The sequence below is a fragment of the Pseudomonas sp. GL_139_B genome (genome assembly GCF_057834475.1).
On record NZ_CM174403.1, the window covers coordinates 1,011,705 to 1,031,544 of the forward strand.

Consider the following 19,840-nt stretch of genomic DNA (forward strand, 5'->3'; position numbering starts at 1 on the left):
GTGATGTCGGGGTGCATGCAGCCGTCGATCAACGAACTGTCCGTTTCATCCCGTCACGCTCATTTCGAACAGGATGGTATTGAAACAGAGGCGGCGCTGGCGGCCCGTTACGCTGATACACGTGTCGATTGCGGCAGCGCTTCCAGGCCAGCCTTTCTTTGTTCAGGGATTCTGTTCCGGGGGACGATCCACTCGCTGCAATATCATTTCTGGAACCCCAGCCCGATCGCCGTGGAAAAGGGTGCACTGTCGTTTTCCTACCTGAGGATGGACTCGCAGTTCCGGCAGATCGACTCGACCTACGATCATGGCTTTATTTTTTACCCAGTGCTGAGCACGCCGGGGGACAAGCGGCCTATTGAAGTTCTGTGTGTATTTCCCATTGATGGCGCCACATTTGACAGAGACAACCCCGGATGCGGCGCCCACCGTGTCTATCCCCAGGAAAGCAAGCGCTGCCAGTCACAAGGCATTACCACTGCCGAGCAGTGGCTGGCACACACTGTCCGACCGGGAGTTGCCCAGAGTTACTACCAGTGCAGCTTCGATGTTCGGGACCAGATGAATGACGCCGCGGCAGGCTCGTTCTATCAAGCCATTCGTGCAATGACCCTGCACAGGGACGTCGCGTTCCATAGCCGCAATGAGCTGATGCTTGCGACATGGCCGCAGAATATCCCCAGGGAGCTGCCCATCCAGGCGTTGTACTACGTCGGTAACGGGTTGAAATCGGCTCAGCATGATCAACAGGACTTCTATGATCAGACCGGTTTAATGCTGCCGATCATCCGCATCAGTCTGCCTGCAACACCGGCACACCGGGCGGCTTTTTTGTTCGATCCGAGGGATCAGGTGTTCGATGAACAAAGCAAGGTTCTGCGCGTCACTTCGTTGACCGCCTCGCCCCAGGCCGATGCCTTTACGTTTGCGCTGGACAGCGGTTTTCCGTACAGCGGCTTCAGCGGCGCGCGCTTCAGGATCAACGTCATCGGCGGCACACCGCCTTACACGTTCAGCAGCGCAGACCCTGCTCAGGCATCGATCGACCCGAGCACCGGTGAAGTCACCATGGGCGGCAATCGGCAGGTGGTGTTCACCGTCAAGGACACGGCCAATCAAATTGCGCAGTACGCGATGCCCAAAGCAAAGATGTGGTTCACGGCACTGGCTTGCCATATGAACTGGGCCTCGGCCAACAGCTATTCGATCAGCCATGGTGTGGTGTTGCCCCAGACGCATGAACTGGGCAACGGCTACCTGTTGCGCTATCCAGGCGCGTTGTACCCCGAGTGGGGCGATATCGTGCGGGGATACAAATGGCCTGTCGGCGCGTTCGACCTCACCAACAACTATGACGGGACTATTCCTGAGTACTGGACGGCCCAGGTCTATCAGCCAGGCAGTTACTACACGGCAGCGGTCACGCTGGGATACACCCACAATCGGCCCGCGGGCTGGAAGCTCTGTTCGGTGGCCATCTCCCGCGCGTCCTGAGTGACGGATAAAAAAAGCCCCACCCAACCCACTGCGGATAGGGAACGCAGCGGACTGGACGGGGGCTTCTTTTTTTGGGGATCGCTTAGTGCGCAAAGGTTTCCACCAATACACGGTGCTCGACCGGTGTCGTGGGAGCATTTGTGGTTCAAGAACCGTTGCCTTTGGTCGCTACTGTAATTTCTGACAGTAGACAGCCAAGTTCAGCGGCGGTGAGATGAGTGCTGGTAAAAAAGGAACGTTATCGACATGCAGGCATTGGCGATGGGAATGCACCACAAGACACCCCAATTGTCTGTTGTCGACCCTCGTGGCCTACCGATTCGCTTGGTTGATTATTGTCGCAATGTCGAAACCGGGGCCGCTCAAGCGCGCATCAACCGCACCTCGCTCAACGCGGCTGGGCACCCGGTAAAGCAGTGGGGGCCGCGACTTTGGGCGCTGCAAGAGCAGGATCCATTGACGCCCGCCAACCTTGTCACCCTGCATTCGCTGTCCGGTGAGGCGTTGCGCACGAACAGTGTTGATGCCGGCTGGCAACTCAGCCTGCCTGGTCTGGGCCATGAGATTTTGCAGGGATGGGATGGCCGCGATACCCATCGCGAAATCTTCTACGACGCCTTGCTTCGTCCCGTTTCGGTGTTTGAACAGGGGAGGGCGGAGCCACGCCGTTGTGTTGAACGCATGACGTATGGCGGGCCCGACCAAGACCTGCGGAACCTGTGCGGTCAATTGATTCGCCATGATGATCCGGCGGGAACCGTGTTGTTCGAGTCATTTTCGGTCATCGGTCAATGCCTCGAACACATCCGTCACTTCACACTGCAGCCCGTTGCGCCGGATTGGCCGGAGGCGGAGGCCGAACGCCAGCGATTATTGGAACCCGGCGAGGGCGCGATCTCCACGTGGCGCTACGGTCCGCTGGGTGTTGCGTTGGAAACGGTTGATGCAAGGAAAAACCACCAGACCTTCAACTACACGCGAGAGGGGCGGTTGCGCCGCAGCGCCCTGAAGTTGGTGGACCAGATATCCTGGCAAGTGCTGATCAGTGAGATTGAATACAACGCAGCGGGGCAAGTCGAACGGGAAGTCGCGGGCAACGGGGTGCTGACGAGTTTGAAATACCGCCCTGAAGACAGTCGACTGCTGGAGCGACGGGCATACAGCGATCGGGCCGGATTGCTGCAACATCTGATTTACCGTTATGACCGGATGGGCCATGTGCTGAGCATCGAAGACAAGGCGCTGCCGGTACGTTATTTCAACAATCAACGCATCGAGCCGATCAGCCGGTTTGCCTACGACAGCCTTTATCGATTGATCGAGGCATTTGGCTGGGAGGCGGGTGCCCCGACTCAGGGCCCGGAGTCAGTCGGTCGTAATGACCCGGCGGCGCTCAATAACTACCGCCAGACTTATCGCTATGACACGGGCGGCAATCTGCTGAAACTGACGCACAGTGGCGCGCAAAGTCCGGGGCGTGATTTGAGTTCGGCCCCATTCAGTAATCGCTGTCTGCCGTGGCGTAACGGCGTGCCGCCCACCGAGGAGGAAATCGCTGCCGCGTTCGACGCCAATGGCAACTTGCTGGAGCTGGATCAGGGGCGGTTTTTGACGTGGGATCTGCGTAATCAATTGCAGTCGGTCAGCCCGGTTGTGCGCGCTTCAGGGGGCAATGACCGGGAGTCCTATTGCTACGATGGGACCGGTCAGCGAGTACGTAAAGTTCGCTCGTTGCAGACCCGTGCCCGGACGGTAGTTGCACAAGTGCGTTACCTGCCGGGGCTTGAACTTCGTTCCGACACTGGCACCGGTGAGATGCTGCAAGTCATTGTCGTGCAGGCTGGGCTCAACGCTGTGCGGGTGTTGCATTGGGAGAGCCCGCCGCCGTCAGGCACCAACGACCAGTATCGTTTCAACCTGGTTGATCACCTGAACTCCTGCACCATGGAACTGGCCGCTGAATCGCAAATTATCAGTCGGGAGATCTTCTACCCCTTCGGCGAGACCGCGTGGTATGCCGGCCCCGATGTGATTGACGTCGACTATAAAACCGTTCGCTATTCGGGTAAGGAACGGGATGCAACGGGGCTCTACTACTTTGGCTTGCGTTATTACATCCCGTGGTTGTTCCGTTGGCTTAATCCTGACCCCAAAGGGCTTGTTGATGGGCCGAATGTCTATCAAATGGTCGCAAACTCCCCCATGACGTATGTCGATAGCGACGGTGGTGAGTTGACTGAAGCTTCGGAGCTGAACGACAGCCTGGATAAACAAAACGCTTTGTTGGCATCGGTTGGGGACATGGCTGGTGACTTCAAAAATTCGCTGCTCAATCACGCCTATATGCAACATCGGTGGAAAGCGTTGGGCCGACGCGTCGTGACTCAGCTGGCCAGTAGTGCTACCAGCGCCGCCGGTACGACCGCGGGGGCTGAGGTCGGCGGTGCCATTGGCGGGTTGGCAGGTCCTGTGGTTGGCGCATTTGGACGAAAAGGTGGGGCGGCAATCGGCGCCAAGGCGGCAAATGCTCTGATTTCCAAGGTGGTGGACACATTTCGACTGGAGCGGCCGATCAACTTCAAGGGCAATGAAATGAACCCAAAATCATTCATTGAGGGCGTTGAGCCGAAAAAGAAAACCAGCCTTTACACGGTAAAACTTCAGCTATCGGCAATAGACCCGCGAACGCAGGCGGGGCGAACACAGCTGGGGAGGAAAGCCGCTCCCGCCATTGTCGAGAAAGTTGTCGAAATGATCGCCAGCAAGCTGGGATCGCAGGCGCAAGGGCTGATCAAGATGGGGCATGAGTTTTTGAAGGCCTCGCAAGGACTGGATGCTGCATCGCTTAGCGAGGTCTACGACGATACGCCAGCGGTGATCGATATGCTGGAGTTCAGGATGCAGGCGATCAAGACTGAATTCGCCGAATCCGGTAGCTCGAACCCGGAAACCTTTGCGCGAATTGCCGATCTTTCGACGCCGACAGGGGCGATGGTTCAGCAGTTGAACAGAAACCAGGACTTGATCGGGCTTATCGCGCCTAAACCTTATGCGGGTAGACGACAATCTCTGAATGGAACTTCGAAGTCTGCCTTGGCCCGGCAGATGTCATTGCACTAAAAAAGCCCCCGCCCAACCCACTGCGGATAGGGGACGCCGCGGGCTGGACGGGGGCTTCTTGTTTTACTGAACGCTTACTGTGCGATGGTCTTCACCGAAACGCCACGCTCGATCGGGGTTGAGCGACCGTAGATATCTTCAAATCGCTCGATATCGTCTTCACCCAGGTAGCTGCCCGATTGCACTTCGATGATCTCGAGTGGAATCTTGCCCGGGTTGCGCAAACGGTGGACCGACGCAATCGGGATGTAGGTCGACTGGTTTTCGCAGAGCAGGAACACGTTGTCGTCGCAGGTCACTTCGGCGGTGCCGCTGACCACGATCCAGTGTTCGGCGCGGTGGTGGTGCATTTGCAGCGACAGGCACGCGCCCGGTTTGACCGAGATGTGCTTGACCTGGAAGCGCCCGCCCATGTCCACCGAGTCGTAGGAACCCCACGGACGATAGACTTCGCAGTGGTTCTGGGTTTCGCTGCGGCCCAGCTCGTTGAGGGTGTTGACCATCTGTTTCACGCCTTGGACCTTGTCCTTGTGCGCAATCATCATGGCGTCTTTGGTTTCGACGACCACAATGTTTTCCAGGCCGATCACCGACACCAGTTTGCCGTTGCCGTGGATCATGCAGTTTTTGCTGTCCTGAATGACCACGTCGCCTTTGGTGACGTTGCCGTTGGCGTCTTTTTCATTCACTTCCCACAGCGACGACCAGCAACCGACATCGCTCCAGCCGGCGGTCAGCGGTACGACGCAGGCGCGCTGGGTTTTTTCCATTACTGAGTAGTCGATGGAGTTGTCCGGGCAGCAGGCGAATGTGGCTTCGTCGAGGGTGATGGTGTCGGCATCTTGATCGCTGCGTTCAAGGGTCAGCAGGCAGGTGTCGTAGATGTCCGGATCGTGCTTCTTCAGTTCTTCGAGGAAGCGGCTGGCGCGGAACAGGAACATGCCGCTGTTCCAGAAGTAACCGCCGGACTGGACGAACTCGGTGGCGCGTTTCACGTCAGGTTTTTCGACGAAGTGCGACACGCGGCTGACGCCTTCGGGCAGCAGCGAATCATTGGTCGACTTGATGTAGCCATAACCGGTTTCCGGCTTGGTGGCCGGTACGCCGAACAGCACCATTTCGCCGTTTTCGGCAGCGACGGTGGCCAGGGCCAGGGCGCGTTGCAGGGCTTTCTGGTCTTCCAGCACGTGGTCGGCCGGCAGCACCAGCATCAGCTCGTCACGACCTTCATTGACCAGCATCATCGCGGTCAGGGCCACGGCCGGCGCGGTGTTGCGACCGAATGGCTCCATGATGATGCGCTGGGCTTCGAGTTTTCGGTTGCTCAACTGCTCGTTGACGATGAAGCGGTGGTCCTTGTTGCACACCACAATCGGTGTGTCCATGCCTTCGAAGACCAGGCGTTCCAGGGTTTGCTGGAACAGCGTGTGTTCGCCGGTCAGGGCGAGGAATTGCTTGGGAAACTGCTTACGCGAAAGCGGCCAAAGACGTGAGCCGCTACCACCTGACAAGATCACCGGAATCATGTTGTTACTCCTTTAAAATCGATTGGTTAGAGCTACGAACGTTCTGTCGTTTCACTCTTGTTTTTGTTCCGTACCCCGACTGACACCTCGATCCCTTGTAGGAGCCTGGCTTGCCAGCGATGGCATCACCTCGGTGTGTCTGTTACACCGAGTCGTCTGCATCGCGGGCAAGCCCGGCTCCCACAGGGGAATGGGTCAATCGGGCAAATGTGTTAGCGCGTCGAAACCGGGCGTTTTACCCAGACTGGCGACAGGCTGCTGCCGTTGCCGGTGACGTACAGCACGGCCGCTTCACCGCGTTCCAGGGCAACCGGTTTGACGTCGCCGACTTTTTTGTCGCCTTCAAACAGCGCCAGGCTGACTTTCACCGGGTTGATTTCACGCTCGCCACGGCCCTTGGCGGCCACGCTTGGCACCACGTCAGTCTTGCCGTCGGCAGTCTTCAGGGTCAGGGACTTGTCACTCAGGTTCTGTAGGCGCACCAGGGACTTCTGCTTGTTCTTGAACGGCGGTTCTTCGATCAGTTGCGGCGCGCCGCTGGCGTTGTTGACCAGGGTGTAATAGTGATCACCGGCCAGTTTCACCGGCAGGGTCTGGCTGCCGACCTTGGCGCTGTAATCACCGCCCGGCATGAAGCTGAAGTCGGTGCTGGACAGCGGCGCAACGTCGCTCAGGTTGGTGCTGCCGACAGTGGCGCTGACTTCAGCGTTACCCGCGTTGTAGACCCGTACGAAGCTCGACCCTTTCGGTGCAGTCGGGCCGTAGAGTGCAGCGTCACCACCGGCGAAAGCGTGCATCGACAGAACGCTCATGCCTGCAACGAGTGCAACTGCCTTTAAGGAGCGAGCGGCGAGACGGCGAGGAGTTGTAGTGAAAGTCATGGTGTACCTCTCTTTCAGTTTTGCGCCCGGTCGGGCGTCTCGGATTTAGTGTTTGCGGCTACGTTTTGTTGGCGAGCGCCGGCTTCTTTGAGCTCTGCGACCCACTGCGGATCGGCGTCGCCGATTTCGTTGTTCACAGGCAGATAACGTTCAGGAAACTCCCAGATCAGCACCTGTGGCGGGCTGTTCTTGAAAGCATCGCTTTTCAGGTAGCTGAGCATCGGCAGAATCGGGCCATGGCCGTCTTCGGCGTAATTGACCACGTCGCTGTGCAACGCTTGCTTCAGCGCACCGACGAAGTTCCAGTTCGGGTTGGCGCTGTAGCTGGTGCCGATCAGGGCCACCGGCACTTCGGTGTTGGCGAACAGCGCGTCGTCACCGGCCGGCTGATCTTCAGCCGCCACGGTGTTGCGTTTTTGCAGGGGTTCTGGCGCCGGCATCAGGTTTTCGAACAGCGGGTCCAGCGGCAGGAACAAGCGCAGATCGCCCTTGTGCGTGATTTTTTCCGCAGGTTCGGTGACGAAGTTTTGTGGCTCGCCGCTCAACGGGAATTTGTCGGCGATGGTGCTAGCCAGTGTCTCGGCGGCGATTTGCGCGCCTTCTGGAGTCCAGTGGGTGTCAGTACGCAGGAACACTTGCTGACCGTTCTGTTTGGCCTGTTGCAGCGGGCCGAGCAGGTCGGGGGCGAGGATCTTGTCGGCCGCGACACGGGCGTGGAAGTCCTGATAGAGGTTGGCGTGAATGCTCGAGGGCTTCACTTCACCCAAGTGCTCCGGGTACAGGCGGGTCTTGGCCGGCACGATCGCCATCACCAGTTTCACGCCTTGCGCTTTCAGGGTCTGGCGCACGCCTTCAACCAACGCGTAGTTACCTTGCAGGTTCAGCTCTTCATTGACGATCGGGTTGAACTCTTCATCGCTGTAGAGCCACTGATCGCGACCGAGCACAACGCCCGGGCGACCTTCGTTGAACAGTTTGAAATCCAGCGCAGCCCAAAGGTTGGTGCCCAGACGCTTGATCGGAAACTCGTCGTCGTAGTGCGTCTCCACGGCTTTAGTCCAGCGACCGTTGAGTACCGTGGCATCGGCGTTGGTGTTGAAGCCGAAGAAGCTGCGCGTGGACCACAGGCCCAGTGCCAACAAGGTCAGCAGGAACAGGGCGATGTAGAAGATGCGTAATGAGCGGGTCATGGTCAGATCCCTCAGAACTGGAAGTAAAGGAACGGCGAGAAGCTTTGCGCCGAGAGTTTGAAAATCGAGGCGATGAACAGCACCAGTACCAGCGTGCGCATCACGTAGCGCGACCAGTCAGCGGTCCAGTAGGCCGGTTGCACGGTGGCTTCAACGCCAACGGTGTAACCCGGTTGGTGGATGCTGGCCGGGTTGTCGCCCGGTACGGCTTTGATCATTCCTGGGGTTGCGCCGGCAGGGCCGTCGGCCTCGACGTTGACGGCAGGCTTGGTCTTCTCAAGAGGACGGTTGGTGTAGAAATCACGGATGCCGAAGAACGCCAGCGTCACGTAAGCCACCACCAGGGTTGCCACTTGCAGGCCGGTGAGGCTGGCCTGATTCAGTTCCGACAGCGACCATTCGCTGAAGCTGAACATCGCGCCGTACATGCGGGCGGCGACATGCAGGTTTTCCGCGCGGAAGATCACCCAGCCCATCACCACCAGCAGGAACGTCAGGGCCCAGCGGATCGGGTTGATGCTGCGCGGCGAGGTGTTCAAGCCCAGGGCTTTTTCAATCGCCAGCCACATGCCGTGCCACGCACCCCAGACGATGTAGGTGATGTTCGCGCCGTGCCACAGACCACCGAGCAGCATGGTCAGGAACAGGTTGCGATAGGTCATCAGCGTGCCTTTGCGATTACCGCCCAGCGTGATGTACAGGTAGTCACGTAGCCAGGTGGACAGGCTGATGTGCCAGCGCCGCCAGAACTCGGTGATCGACTGGCTGATGTACGGCTGTTTGAAGTTTTCCATGAAGCGGAAACCCATCATCAAGCCCAGGCCGATGGCCATGTCGCTGTACCCGGAGAAGTCGAAATACAGCTGCGCGGTGTAGGCCAGCGCGCCGAGCCAGGCATCGCCCGTGGTCGGGTTTTGCAGGGCGAAGCAGTGGTCGGCCACGACTGCCAGGGTGTCGGCGATGAAGACTTTCTTGATGAAACCCTGCATGAACCGCGTGCAGCCCTCGGAGAATTTATCGAGGGTGTGGGTGCGGTTGTTGAACTGGTCGGCGAGGTCACGGAAACGCAACACGGGGCCGGCAATCAGGTGCGGGAAGATCGCCACGAACGCCGCGAAGTCGATCAGGTTGCGGGTCGCCGGAGTGTCACCGCGATAGACGTCGATGATGTAGCTGATGGACTCGAAGATGTAGAACGAGATACCAATCGGCAGCAGCACGTGGGTCAGGATGAACGGCGACAGACCGACCGACGTCATCATGGCGTTGATGCTGTCGACACCGAAGTTGGCGTATTTGAAGTAGCCCAGGATGCACAGGTCGACGGCCACGCCGAGCAGTAGCCAGCGCTGGGCCGGTTTGGTCCGCACGCCTGCGGCACCAACTTTGAGGCCGATCCAGTAGTTCCACAGCGTGACAGCGGCGAACAGCGCCAGGAAGTCTACACGCCACCAGGCATAGAACACGTAGCTGGCGATCAGCAGCAGCAGGTTGCGATAGCGTATTCCGCTCAAGTAATACAAGCCGAGAAAGATCGGCAAGAACAGAAACAGGAACACATTGGATGAAAATACCATCCCGATCTCTCCATGTTTAACCAACAGTCAAGGGCCAACGGCCCCCCCAAACCCCCCACCGAAAACCGGGGGAATATCACTCAACTCAAATCTTGCACTGACCCTGTAGGAGCCGAGCTTGCTCGCGATGACTGAGTGTCCGTCGACATCGATGTTGCATGTCAGACCGCGATCGCGAGCAAGCTCGGCTCCTACAGGGGGTATGTCGGGCCTAAGATCCTTTGCCTTTTTCATTGGCCGGATCGTAGACCTTGGTCAGGTCCCCACCGAGTCGAAAGGTCTTGAACGGTTGCATCCCGTGCTTCTTCTGCAACACATCTGGCGAACAGGTGTAGAGCGTGCAGAACGGTTCGAGCCAGGCGAACTTCGAGTCGATCTTGAGATCGGTCATGTCCTGTTCCTTGCCGTTCTTCTTCTCGAAGATGTCCGGGTCTTTCACCCCGGCCAGCACCTGGTCGCCCAGGCGTTTCAGCGCGCCGTTGTTTTCCTGGCGCACGTCCACACCGTTGACCTGAGCAAAACTGGCGATCATCGCCAGAGGCGGCAGGGCATAGTTGTGATAGGCGAGGGCACGTTGCTCGCGCTTGAGTTCGTTCGGCAGGAAACCTTGCGCGTCGACCTGATTGGCGCCGACCTTGTATTCCTTCACGGCCCAGTCAAACAGGTCGCGGCGGTTGGTCGCGACCGACGTTGCCATCACTGACCAGGCAGCCCAGTACGAGTGATTGTTGGTTTGCTCAAGCGGCAGGTTGTCCCAATCGCTGACCACTTGATCGGCCATTTTGTTGAACCAGGCTTCGATCAACTGCGACTCTTGCTGATGGTTGGCCAACGGGTGCGAGTCGGAGAACTTCAGACGGATGTACGACGAAGCCATGCTGCCCAGCGCCCATTTGCGCATGGACTTGCCGGTGTGATTGAAGTCCTTGGACATCAACGCATCGGCCTTGGCCCACGCGGTCAACCAGCTCAGGGTGCATTCAAGTTGTTCCGGGCGACCGTCGCGCATGAACTGCATCACGCGCTTGCTGGTGCCACGCTCCATTTTGGTGATGTCGGCAGTGCTTTCGCGAAAGGCTTTTTCCGATTGCACGTTCAGGGTCGAGCGGGCCTTGTCGGAGCCTTCGTATTTGCTGCGAAATTGCAGGGAGCCGGTGTACGGCGTCGGCATCGCATCACAGCCTTGGCTGTTGTCGCCGGTTTTGATTTTTTCGATCGGCGCGAAGTAGCCCTGTGGCGGGCGCAGGGGCGCGGCGGCCTGGGTGGCACTGGCGAACATCGCCAGGGTTAACAGCGAGGGCGCGAGTAGATTTTTCAACGTTCGGTTTCGCATGGCAGGCCTCATTGCCCGGCCTGAGCGGTACGTTGCTCAGCACTCGGGAACACGTTGCGTTGGCAGATTTTCGCTTCGACTTTCTGCGGCGCGGTACCTGCTTCAGGGCCCTGGACTTCGACGGCCAGCAGATTCTGCGAGGCCCAGTCTTCGTCCGTGCGCAACTCAAAGGCGAAACGCCCGTCGGTGTCGGAGGTTTCCGGTTTTTCGATCTTGATGTCCTCGTGGCGACCGTTCATGTACCAGAGGGTGGCGTGCAGGGTTTTCACCGACGGATCGGCGAAGCGGATGTCGACCTGGTGGCTGCTGTTTTGCAAGTTCAGGTTCTTGCTGTTGACCATCAGTTCGTTCTTGCCTGGTTTCAGCGTGGTGCTGCCGGTCATCTGTGCATCTTTGCCTTCGCAACCGTTGTCCAGCAGCGCCATCATCTGGCGGTAGATGGTTTCCTGGTCGAGGCGATAGAGCGGCGAGAATTCCCAGATCAGAATCTTTGGCGGCTTGGTCTGGAACTCTTCGCTGCCCAGGTACTGCAGCATCGAACCTTCCAGGCCACCGCCGGGGAACGCCACGTTGAGGATGTCGGCGCCGATGGCCTCTTCGAGGAAACCGGCGAAGTTGTAGTTCTTGCCACTGTGGCTGGTACCGACCAGGGTGATCTGCGGATTGCCGGCATCGCTGAACAGATCGCCGTCGGCGGCTTCGCCCTTGGGCTCGGTGGTGAATTGATCCATGTACTGGATCGCGTAGCTGGTGCCACAGAGTTGACCGGCCATGTTGTGTAACGTTCCGGTCTTGCCCATGCGACCTGACTTATGGGTCTCGAATTCGCGTTTCGGAATGTCTGCAAACGCTGGAATCTGCTTGACCTTTTCCGCGACGATTTTCGCCGTTCGCTGGGCGCCATACGGCGTCCAGTGCTGGTCGCCACGGAAGTAGAAATCGTGGGCGGGCAGGGTGTCGGGCAGCGATTCGTTGGTCAGCGGCGACAGGTCTGGCACTACGTAACCCATGGCGGCGAAACGCCCGAGCATGGTCTTGTAGTTCTTCAGCGCCGTGTCGAAATCGTACTTGGCCTTTTCTTCCGGGTTGAGCTTGTTGCGGTTCACCAGGCCACGGGTCGGCTGGTAAACCACCACCAGTTCCACGCCTTTGCTCTTGAACGCATCGTGCAGTTCTTTCATGCGTTTGTAGCCGGCAGGGGTGGTGTCGAATTCGGTGCGCAAGTCTTCCTGGGTACGGAATAACCAATCGCCCTGAGCCTGCACCAGCGTGGTGAAGTTCTGCTGATAGCGCGTGGTGTAGTTCTTCGCGTCATGCGCTTCGGGGCACAGGTTGCAGCACGGTTCGGCGCTGAACTTCGGCGCCTGAGCTTCATCGGCATGGACGCCGCCGCTGGCCGCGAGAATACTGGCGGTCAGGGCCGACAGGCTGAGTAATTTGATCAAGTGTGGGTGCATAAAATTATCCTCAGTCCCGCATTTCGGTCTGGCGTTCGACAGGGTCGATCAGCACGGCTTTCTGCTGGCGCACCAGCAGGTCGAGAATTTCATCCTGGCGCTCGCCGAGAATCCCGCTGAAGCTGATGCCGCTGGCTTTGGTCGGGGCGAGCATGGACACGCGATACAATTCGACGCTCAGCGGCGAGTCGATGGACAGCGGGCCACTGCCGTTACCCGCCAGTTCACCGCCGACCACGATCAGCGAGACTTCGGCGTCGAACGGGTCGAGCTTGATGTCGCGGTCGGTGTCGCTCAGGTCTTTGATGTGGCCGTAGACACCGGTCAGGCCGTTGGCCAGGGACAGGTTTTCGTAGAGCCGGATATTGACGCTGTTACGAATGCGGATGCCGTGGCGTTTGTTGCTGATCACCTTGTTGCCGTAGATCAGGTTGTCGGCACTCTCGTAGAGGGTGATGCCGTCGGTGTGGTTCTTGTAGATCTCGTTGTAGGCGATCAGGTTGTTCACGCTGTTACGGTCGATCACCAGCCCCGAAAGGTGGTTGTCGTAGCTGCGGTTGTTGAAGATGAAGCTGTCGTTGACCTCACGGGAAATAATGATCCCGTGCTTCTTCTTGGTCCCATAGACGGTGTTGTCGGCAATGATCAGACGGTGCGAACGGTCATGCGGGTCGATGCCGTAGACGATGTTGTCTTTGTAGGTGTTGCCCTTGACCACGAAGTCGCGGGTTTCGTAGCAGTAGAAGCCGTACCACATGTCCGAGAACTCGGAGCCGACGATCCAGCCCGTTGGTTCTGGTCGCTTGAGGACCTTGGCCATGTTTGGCGTGTACTGGGAAATACTCACGCCGTAGGACTTACTGTTGGCGTAGCCGAAACTGGCGATCTTGCTGTTGGCGATGTAGGTTTCGGTGCCACCCCAGGCCAGTAGGAACGGACGGAATTCCTTCGGCGAAGTGAATGTCGCCGGGCCGTTGTCCTTCTCGCGCCAGCCAGTGATTTTGGTGTCACGCACAAACAGCTGGCCGTCGTTGACCAGGAACGAACCGGCCTCTTGCGACAGGCGCAACTCCTGGGTCTGCTTGTCGATTTCGAGGATGCCGTGACGGCCGACCACGATCGGCAACTTCGCCAGGAACACCCCCGGCGAGGTTTCGCTGAAGTACTGTTTGGGCAGCTTCTTCGCCAGGTCCTTGAGGTTCATGTAGCCGTCGTCGACGAAGATCGCCTGCGGGATACCGTGCTGACGCACCACCCATTCGGCCATCTTGTTGTCGCCACCGATGAAGTCCTTCAGGGCGTCTTCCTGCATCATCCGGCGCACGCTGATTTTACCGGCCTTGGTGCGCACGATTTTCGCGGCGATGGCTTCGGCGGTGTAGCCGGACAGATCTGGAAGTTTTGGCTTTTCAAGCTCCAGCGGTGCGGTCGGCGCGCTGTTGACGGTGTAGGTCTTGGCCTGTTGCAAACCTTTGGCAAGCGTTGCCGGTTGCTCTTTCTGGACGGGCGCGACCGGTTCCACATTGGCGAAGGCGGCTGCGCTGGCCAGCAGCATCGCGCCAGCCAGCAAGGAGATCGAACCTCGTTTCGAATTGTTCATGTCGGGCACTCCCTTCGCGGTTCGCATCAGAAGCGCCAGATCACGTCGATGAACGCGCGGTGCATGTACGAATCGACTTCCTTGCCGTACGCATCACCCGGCTTGAACACACCACCACGGAAACGCACGAGTGCCGAAGGCTCGTCGATCGACTGGCTCAACGCCGCCGGCAACAGGCCTTGCTTGAAGTACTTGGTGACGACCAGGTCCATCTCCTGACCGAGGTCTTTTTCGCCATCGTTCAGCGGCAGGGCGGTGGTGGACAGGATCGCGCCGGTGGCGTCGTCGGTGTTGTTCTCAACCGCGTCGATGCCGTTGCTGCCGATCGGCTTGTTGCCGTCGACGCGCCAGAATTTGTGGTAGATCAGGCTGGCGTCGTATTCGTCGTTGAGCATCCACGAACCGAACAGGGTCGCGGTCTGCATGTTCTGCATTTCGCCACGGAAGGCTTCGCCGAAACGGGAAACCCGTGAGCGGGTACCGGTGTAGTTCGAGCGGTTGCTTTCCAGGCCGTTCTGTTCGTACTCGGCGCTGGCGCGGGCATAGGCGGCACCGACTTGCCATTGCGGATCGAGGCGCAGACGCACGCCGACGTCTGTGGCCCAGCCGTTGAGATCCTGGCCACGTTTGGCTTCGGCCGGAGGCGTGCCGTCGGCGTTCAGCGGGTTGACCTTGTCGGTGTCGCCGCTCATGCCGGTGATGCTGCCCCAGTAATTGACGGTGTTGGTGTTGCGCCAGTTGTAGGCGTCACTGTCGGCGGTCAGGCCCAGCCAGGTGAGGTCACCGTTCTGTTGCTTGTCCAGTGAATCGGTGGGAACGCCCGGTTCCGGGTAGTCGAGCTTGCCGTCATCGTGGGCGTGATGACCGCGAATGCCGACCCAGTTGCCCGGCGTCCACTGATACTCCGCATCGGCGTAGACGTGCAGGCGATCCTTGTCTTTGGGGGCCAGTTCCGTGAGGTCGGTGCGGTACTCGCTGAAACGTTCGGCGACACCCATGTTGGCGCGCAACAGGGTGGTGTCGAAGGTCCAGTTCAGGGCTTCGATGTTGGTGTCGCGCCATTCGCCATCGGCGTTGTGCAGGCGTTGGCGACCGAGCTTGAGCATCTCGCCCGGATACGGCGTGAGGCCGCTGTAGCCGACCCAGAATTCGCGCATCGCCAAGTAGTTTTTCTTGGTCTGGCGATCATCGTTGGTGGTCGGCGTGGTGCCATCGCCGGCGGTCCCTTGCAAGGTGTCCGTCTCGATGATGTCGGTGGCGGTCACGGCCTGGCCCATGGCGTAGGCGCTCCACGCGCCGCTCTCGCCATAGATCCAGGGACGCAGGTCGAGGCCGACGCCGTTGACGTCGCCGCCGCTCTGGGTGCCGAGGTCACTGTCGGCTTCGGACTGGCCGGTGATTTTCACGTCAAGGCCGTAGTTCTTGGTTTCGGTCAATGCCGCCAGGGTCGGACAGGACCACAACAGGGCGAATGTCAGGCCAATACCGGCCTTAACGAATGGATTCAACTTCATAGGGATTCCTCGCCGTCTTCTTCTTGCAGGGCATGCAGTTCCAGCGTGTTCTGGCTCAAGGCACCACGAACGGCCTGTTCTTGTTTCAACAGGCGTTGGGCCTCGGCGAGCTGGGCAGGCGGCAGTTGTGCTTCGAGTGTTTGCGCAAGTTCGGTGGCTTGCGGGGTGTTCTGTGCCTTGGCCAATTGGCTGAAGACATAAGCGTTAAGCGGGTCGGGCTTGGTGCCCTTGCCTTGGGAAAACAGTTGGGCGATGGCGAAATCAGCGCTGTTCTGGCCGTTGCGCGCAGCGGTCAGCAAGTGATCCAGGGCTTTCTGCGAATAGACTTTGCCAAGGTAACCACGGCGGTAGATCTGGCCGAGGTAGTAATCGGCGGCGACTTCACGGCCGACGGCTTTCTGGAAATGTTCTTCGGCGACCTTGGCGTCGGCCGGGACCATTTTGCCTTCGTAGTAGAGCTTGCCCAGCAGCAGTTCGGCGCGTGGCTGGTCAGCGGCGCGGCCGTTGTCCAGGTACTTCATCATCTGGTCGACATCACCCAGTTCAGGGAAGTCGTAGATCAATTGCGCGAGGGTGACCCACGACGCCGGGTAGCCCGGGGCGATGGGTTCGAGCAGCGCCTGTGCGGTTTTCTCGTCGGTCTTGCCCAGGGTCGAGTCGGCGAGCACACGGGCGACGCTGTCCACCCGCTGCGCGGAAACGGTGCCGCGAGCGTGTGCGGCTTGCATCTGCTTGATCAGCTCAGCCTGTTGCTCGGGCTTGGCCTGTTTTTGATAAACCGTGGCCAGTTCGACGTAGCAGATGTCGGTGGTGTTCAGTGCGGCTTTACAGAGGCTGGCGACTTCGTCCAGATGCTGGTCGTAAGTGCCCTGGGTGCGATAGAGCAGCACTTGCGCCAGGCCTGCTTCTGGTTTGCCTTCGGCGCGCCATTGACTGATCTGTTTCTGCGCGTCGACGTTGGGGAAGCTGTGCGGGTATTGCAGGTACAGCATGGCCAGCGGGATCAGGGTGTTGCCTTCGCCGTGGGCCGAAGCTTTTTTCAACAGCCCTTCGGCTTCGTGTTGCTCGGCTTCGGTGGAACCCGGTTTGGCCACCAGTAGGCGACCGAGGCGAGCCTGAGCGCGTGGCGAGACGTCGGCCGCGGCGCGGTAAGTCGCCTCGGCTTGTTTGATCTGCGCCGGGTCACGGCTGTCGACCTGGATATCCGCCAGGCCTACTTGCGCTTCGCTGTAGCCAAGGTCGGCCAGTTGCTTGTAGTTCTGCTGAGCCAGCGCCGTGTCGCCGCGCTTGAGGGCTTCATTGGCCAGACGCTGGTCGGGCAGGCCGGCGCAACCGGCCAGGGCGATTGCCATGGCCAGGGTCAGTGGGACCGGCAGGATTCTGAGTGGACTCGTCACGGGCATGTCCTCGACTTAAAGACCGGCGGCCATGGCTTTGTCGATCAGCCAGTTCAGGTTCGGGCCACGATCGCTGTTCACTTCCACCGGGCGACCGGCGAGGCTGCTGTCCAGAGCTTCATCTGGCTGAATCAGCACGCGGATGTCGGACGACAGATCGGCGCTTTTGAGGCTGGTGCTGCTGACGATCTTGCCGGTGCGGGTCTTGTCTTCGCCGGCAACCTGGAAGCTGACTGGAGTACCTGGACGCACGTCGCGGAACTGGCGATAGGAGAAGCGGGCTTCAACGTTGGCTTCGCTGTTACGCGGCACCAGCTGGAAGATCACGTCGCCCTTGCTGGCGTACTGACCGTTGGCAACCAGTTGCTGCGCTACGGTGCAATCGCACGGCGAGGTCAGGGTGCCGGTCATTTGCTTGCCGAACAGTTCTTCAACCTTGGCCGGTTGCAGTTGGTCTTCGTCCAGATGCCCTTTGAGTACATCGAGCATGCTGGTGCTGAAGGTCGCGAGCGGGGCGCCTTTGGCGGCGACGCCGTCGGCTTTGATCAGGCTTTGTACGGTACCGTCGCGCGGCATGGTGATGTTCATGCCCGGCACGCTGACCAGGCCGGCCTGGGCGTGGCTGACGAAGTACATGCCGTACACCGATTTGAAAATGAAGCCGAATGCCGCCACGCCGACGATGAAAATCCCGAGGCTGAAAGTCACTGCACGCAGACGACCGAACGCGGACATGCCGTGGCCGCCGTCCTTGACCTTGCGCGCCTTGGTGAAGTTGTCGCGCTGCAGGGTGGCCAGCACTTCACCCATGCTGACGATGTCGCCGGCCAGGTGAGAGGTGATCAGGTGACGCAGGGTCGAGATGTCTTGCGGTTCCAGGTTCTGGAACTGGCAACCGGTGCGACCGCTCTCGCGGTCAAAGGAGCGCACCTGCAACTCCACGTCCATGGCCAGGCCGAGGTTGTCGATGACGAATTGCAGTCGGGCCTTGTACTTGTCGCCAATCTTCAGTGGCAGTTGCCCGGCATTGAAGGCCAGGCCACCGGCGGAGAGGTCGATCACTCGCGCTTCGACCGGAGTTCGGTCAGGACCGAAGAAACGCAGCTTGGCCGGGATTTTCACTCGGGCGTGTTGGCGCTGGGCTTCGGATTCATGCACTACGTTGGCGTTGACGGCGGTATTCATAGGGGGCGATTTCCTGGTTAATTCAATAAGGGGGCGGTCAGACCATCATCAGCAGCACGGCGACAAAAATGCTGCCGGCGGAGAAGGTCATGGTCCGAGACGACCAGGTGTTGAACCAACGTTGAAAGCTGGCGAGATCACGGGTCAGAGAAGTTGGCTGGCGAGTCCAGGACTGTTGATCGAGGCGGAAGAACACGTAGATCTTCACCAGCGCGCCGACGATCTGGTTGTAATAGAGAATCGCCGGGTAGGCCGGGCCGATCCGGTGACCGGAAAGGGACAGAAGCACGGTCAGGATCAGGCGGGTAATGCCGATCCATAGCAGGTAAATCAGGATGAACGCGGTGCCGTATTTGAAGCTGGCGATCAGCGCGACCGTCAGGCCCAGCAATGATGTCCACATCGACACACGCTGATCGAACAGCACCACCGACGTGAACAGGCCGAGGCGTTTGATCCCCAGGCCCAGGGCGCGGGAGTTCTGGCGCAGGTTGTTACCGTACCAGCGGAACATCAGCTTGCGACTGGCCTTGATGAAGCTCTTTTCCGGCGGATGCTCTACGGTGTTGATCGCGGCGTCCGGCACGTAGAAGGTGTCGTAGCCCAAACGCATCAGGCTGAACCAACTCGACTTGTCGTCGCCGGTAAGGAACTTGAAACGACCCAGGCGCCAGTGTTGCAGCGAGTCGCTTTCCACGTCGGCAATGAATTCCGGGTTGGTGACCACCGTGGCACGGAACACCGACATGCGCCCGGTCATGGTCAATACGCGCTTGGACAGGGCCATCGAGCACATGTTGATGTGGCGCTGGGCGAAACGCAGCTTGTGCCATTCGCTCATGATGTAGCCGCCGCGCACTTCGCAGAACTCGTTGGTGGTCAGGCCGCCGACGTTGCCGAATAGCTGGAACCACGGCACGGTCTTGCGCACCACGCCTTCGCCGAGCACGGTGTCGCCATCGATCACGGCCACCACGGCGCGGTCGTCCGGCAAGTGGCGGGAGATGGCGCGGAAACCATAAGCCAGGCCGTCGCGCTTGCCGGTGCCGGGAATGCGCACGAAGTCGAGCTTGACCCGGTCCGGCGGATTCATCCGCGACCAGAGGCTCTTCACCAGCTTCTCATCGGACATTTCCACAATCGAGCAGACCATGGTGGTCGGCAGGCCGCAGTCGATGGCTTCGCGGATCACCGAGGCGTAAACCTGAGCGGTGGTCAACGCGTCGATACGAAAACTGGTGACCATCAAAAACACATGGGAGGGGTCTGCCGCTTTGCCCAGCTTGCGCACTTTGCGCCGCAGGTGCGGGTAGACCACGTATAGAAACAGCATGCCGCGCAGAAAATGCGTAGCGCCCATCGAGTAACGCCAGATCCCGATGAAGCCGATCAGGAAGATGAAGTCCTTCGACTCGGAGTCGAACGTGGACGCAGGCAACGCCATGGCGATGCCCATCAATAAACTTAGGTAAAACAGCCAACCGGCGGCCTGAAGCAGGCCGTGCTTTAGCCTGTGCATAATCGGAATCCTAAAGTCAGTTGCAAGCCCCGCGCCCCTGTAGG

The 19,840-nt window shown here is 59.4% G+C and carries 13 protein-coding genes; 2 read left to right on the plus strand and 11 right to left on the minus strand.

Translation table 11 applies throughout. The annotated features are described in order from the left end of the window. The first annotated feature begins 15 nt into the window (after nucleotides 1–15). Nucleotides 16–1,494 (plus strand): hypothetical protein, encoded by a 1,479-nt coding sequence (locus AC3ISI_RS04480; protein ID WP_489335644.1) that lies wholly within the window; start codon nucleotides 16–18, stop codon nucleotides 1,492–1,494. 249 nt (nucleotides 1,495–1,743) lie between these two features. Next, nucleotides 1,744–4,617 (plus strand): RHS repeat domain-containing protein, encoded by a 2,874-nt coding sequence (locus tag AC3ISI_RS04485; RefSeq protein WP_489335645.1) that lies wholly within the window; start codon nucleotides 1,744–1,746, stop codon nucleotides 4,615–4,617. A gap of 74 nt (nucleotides 4,618–4,691) precedes the next feature. Here AC3ISI_RS04485 and AC3ISI_RS04490 read toward each other — a convergent pair whose 3' ends face one another. The 11 genes from AC3ISI_RS04490 to alg8 all read right to left on the minus strand — a co-directional run bounded on the left by AC3ISI_RS04490 (nucleotide 4,692) and on the right by alg8 (nucleotide 19,796). Next, nucleotides 4,692–6,143, minus strand: coding sequence for a mannose-1-phosphate guanylyltransferase/mannose-6-phosphate isomerase (locus AC3ISI_RS04490; protein ID WP_489335646.1), 1,452 nt, complete (start codon nucleotides 6,141–6,143; stop codon nucleotides 4,692–4,694). Between the two features lie 212 nt (nucleotides 6,144–6,355). Next, nucleotides 6,356–7,024, minus strand: coding sequence for an alginate O-acetyltransferase AlgF (locus tag AC3ISI_RS04495; RefSeq protein ID WP_489335647.1), 669 nt, complete (start codon nucleotides 7,022–7,024; stop codon nucleotides 6,356–6,358). 14 nt (nucleotides 7,025–7,038) lie between these two features. Continuing rightward, nucleotides 7,039–8,214, minus strand: coding sequence for an alginate O-acetyltransferase (locus AC3ISI_RS04500; RefSeq protein WP_489335648.1), 1,176 nt, complete (start codon nucleotides 8,212–8,214; stop codon nucleotides 7,039–7,041). Between the two features lie 11 nt (nucleotides 8,215–8,225). Next, nucleotides 8,226–9,791: an MBOAT family O-acyltransferase gene (locus tag AC3ISI_RS04505; RefSeq protein WP_489335649.1), complete on the minus strand. Its 1,566-nt coding sequence runs from the start codon at nucleotides 9,789–9,791 to the stop codon at nucleotides 8,226–8,228. 211 nt (nucleotides 9,792–10,002) lie between these two features. Further along, nucleotides 10,003–11,124, minus strand: coding sequence for a mannuronate-specific alginate lyase (locus AC3ISI_RS04510; RefSeq protein WP_489335650.1), 1,122 nt, complete (start codon nucleotides 11,122–11,124; stop codon nucleotides 10,003–10,005). Nucleotides 11,125–11,132: 8 nt separating this feature from the next. Continuing rightward, the gene (locus AC3ISI_RS04515; protein WP_489335651.1) at nucleotides 11,133–12,581 is read right to left on the minus strand and encodes an alginate O-acetyltransferase; all 1,449 of its coding nucleotides are present in this window, start codon (nucleotides 12,579–12,581) and stop codon (nucleotides 11,133–11,135) included. A gap of 10 nt (nucleotides 12,582–12,591) precedes the next feature. Further along, nucleotides 12,592–14,181, minus strand: a complete 1,590-nt coding sequence (algG, locus tag AC3ISI_RS04520; protein ID WP_489335652.1) for a mannuronan 5-epimerase AlgG — start codon at nucleotides 14,179–14,181, stop codon at nucleotides 12,592–12,594. A 26-nt stretch (nucleotides 14,182–14,207) separates the two neighbouring features. Next, complete coding sequence (locus AC3ISI_RS04525; protein WP_489335653.1) at nucleotides 14,208–15,695, minus strand: alginate export family protein; 1,488 nt, start codon at nucleotides 15,693–15,695, stop codon at nucleotides 14,208–14,210. Next, nucleotides 15,692–17,098: an alginate biosynthesis TPR repeat lipoprotein AlgK gene (gene algK / locus AC3ISI_RS04530; protein WP_489335654.1), complete on the minus strand. Its 1,407-nt coding sequence runs from the start codon at nucleotides 17,096–17,098 to the stop codon at nucleotides 15,692–15,694. The genes AC3ISI_RS04525 and algK overlap by 4 nt, the downstream gene beginning before the upstream one ends. Nucleotides 17,099–17,107: 9 nt before the next feature. After that, the gene (locus AC3ISI_RS04535; RefSeq protein ID WP_489335655.1) at nucleotides 17,108–18,277 is read right to left on the minus strand and encodes a PilZ domain-containing protein; all 1,170 of its coding nucleotides are present in this window, start codon (nucleotides 18,275–18,277) and stop codon (nucleotides 17,108–17,110) included. Nucleotides 18,278–18,314: 37 nt separating this feature from the next. After that, entirely contained in the window at nucleotides 18,315–19,796 is a 1,482-nt protein-coding gene (alg8, locus tag AC3ISI_RS04540) for a mannuronan synthase (RefSeq protein WP_489335656.1), read from the minus strand. Nucleotides 19,797–19,840: the final 44 nt, after the last annotated feature.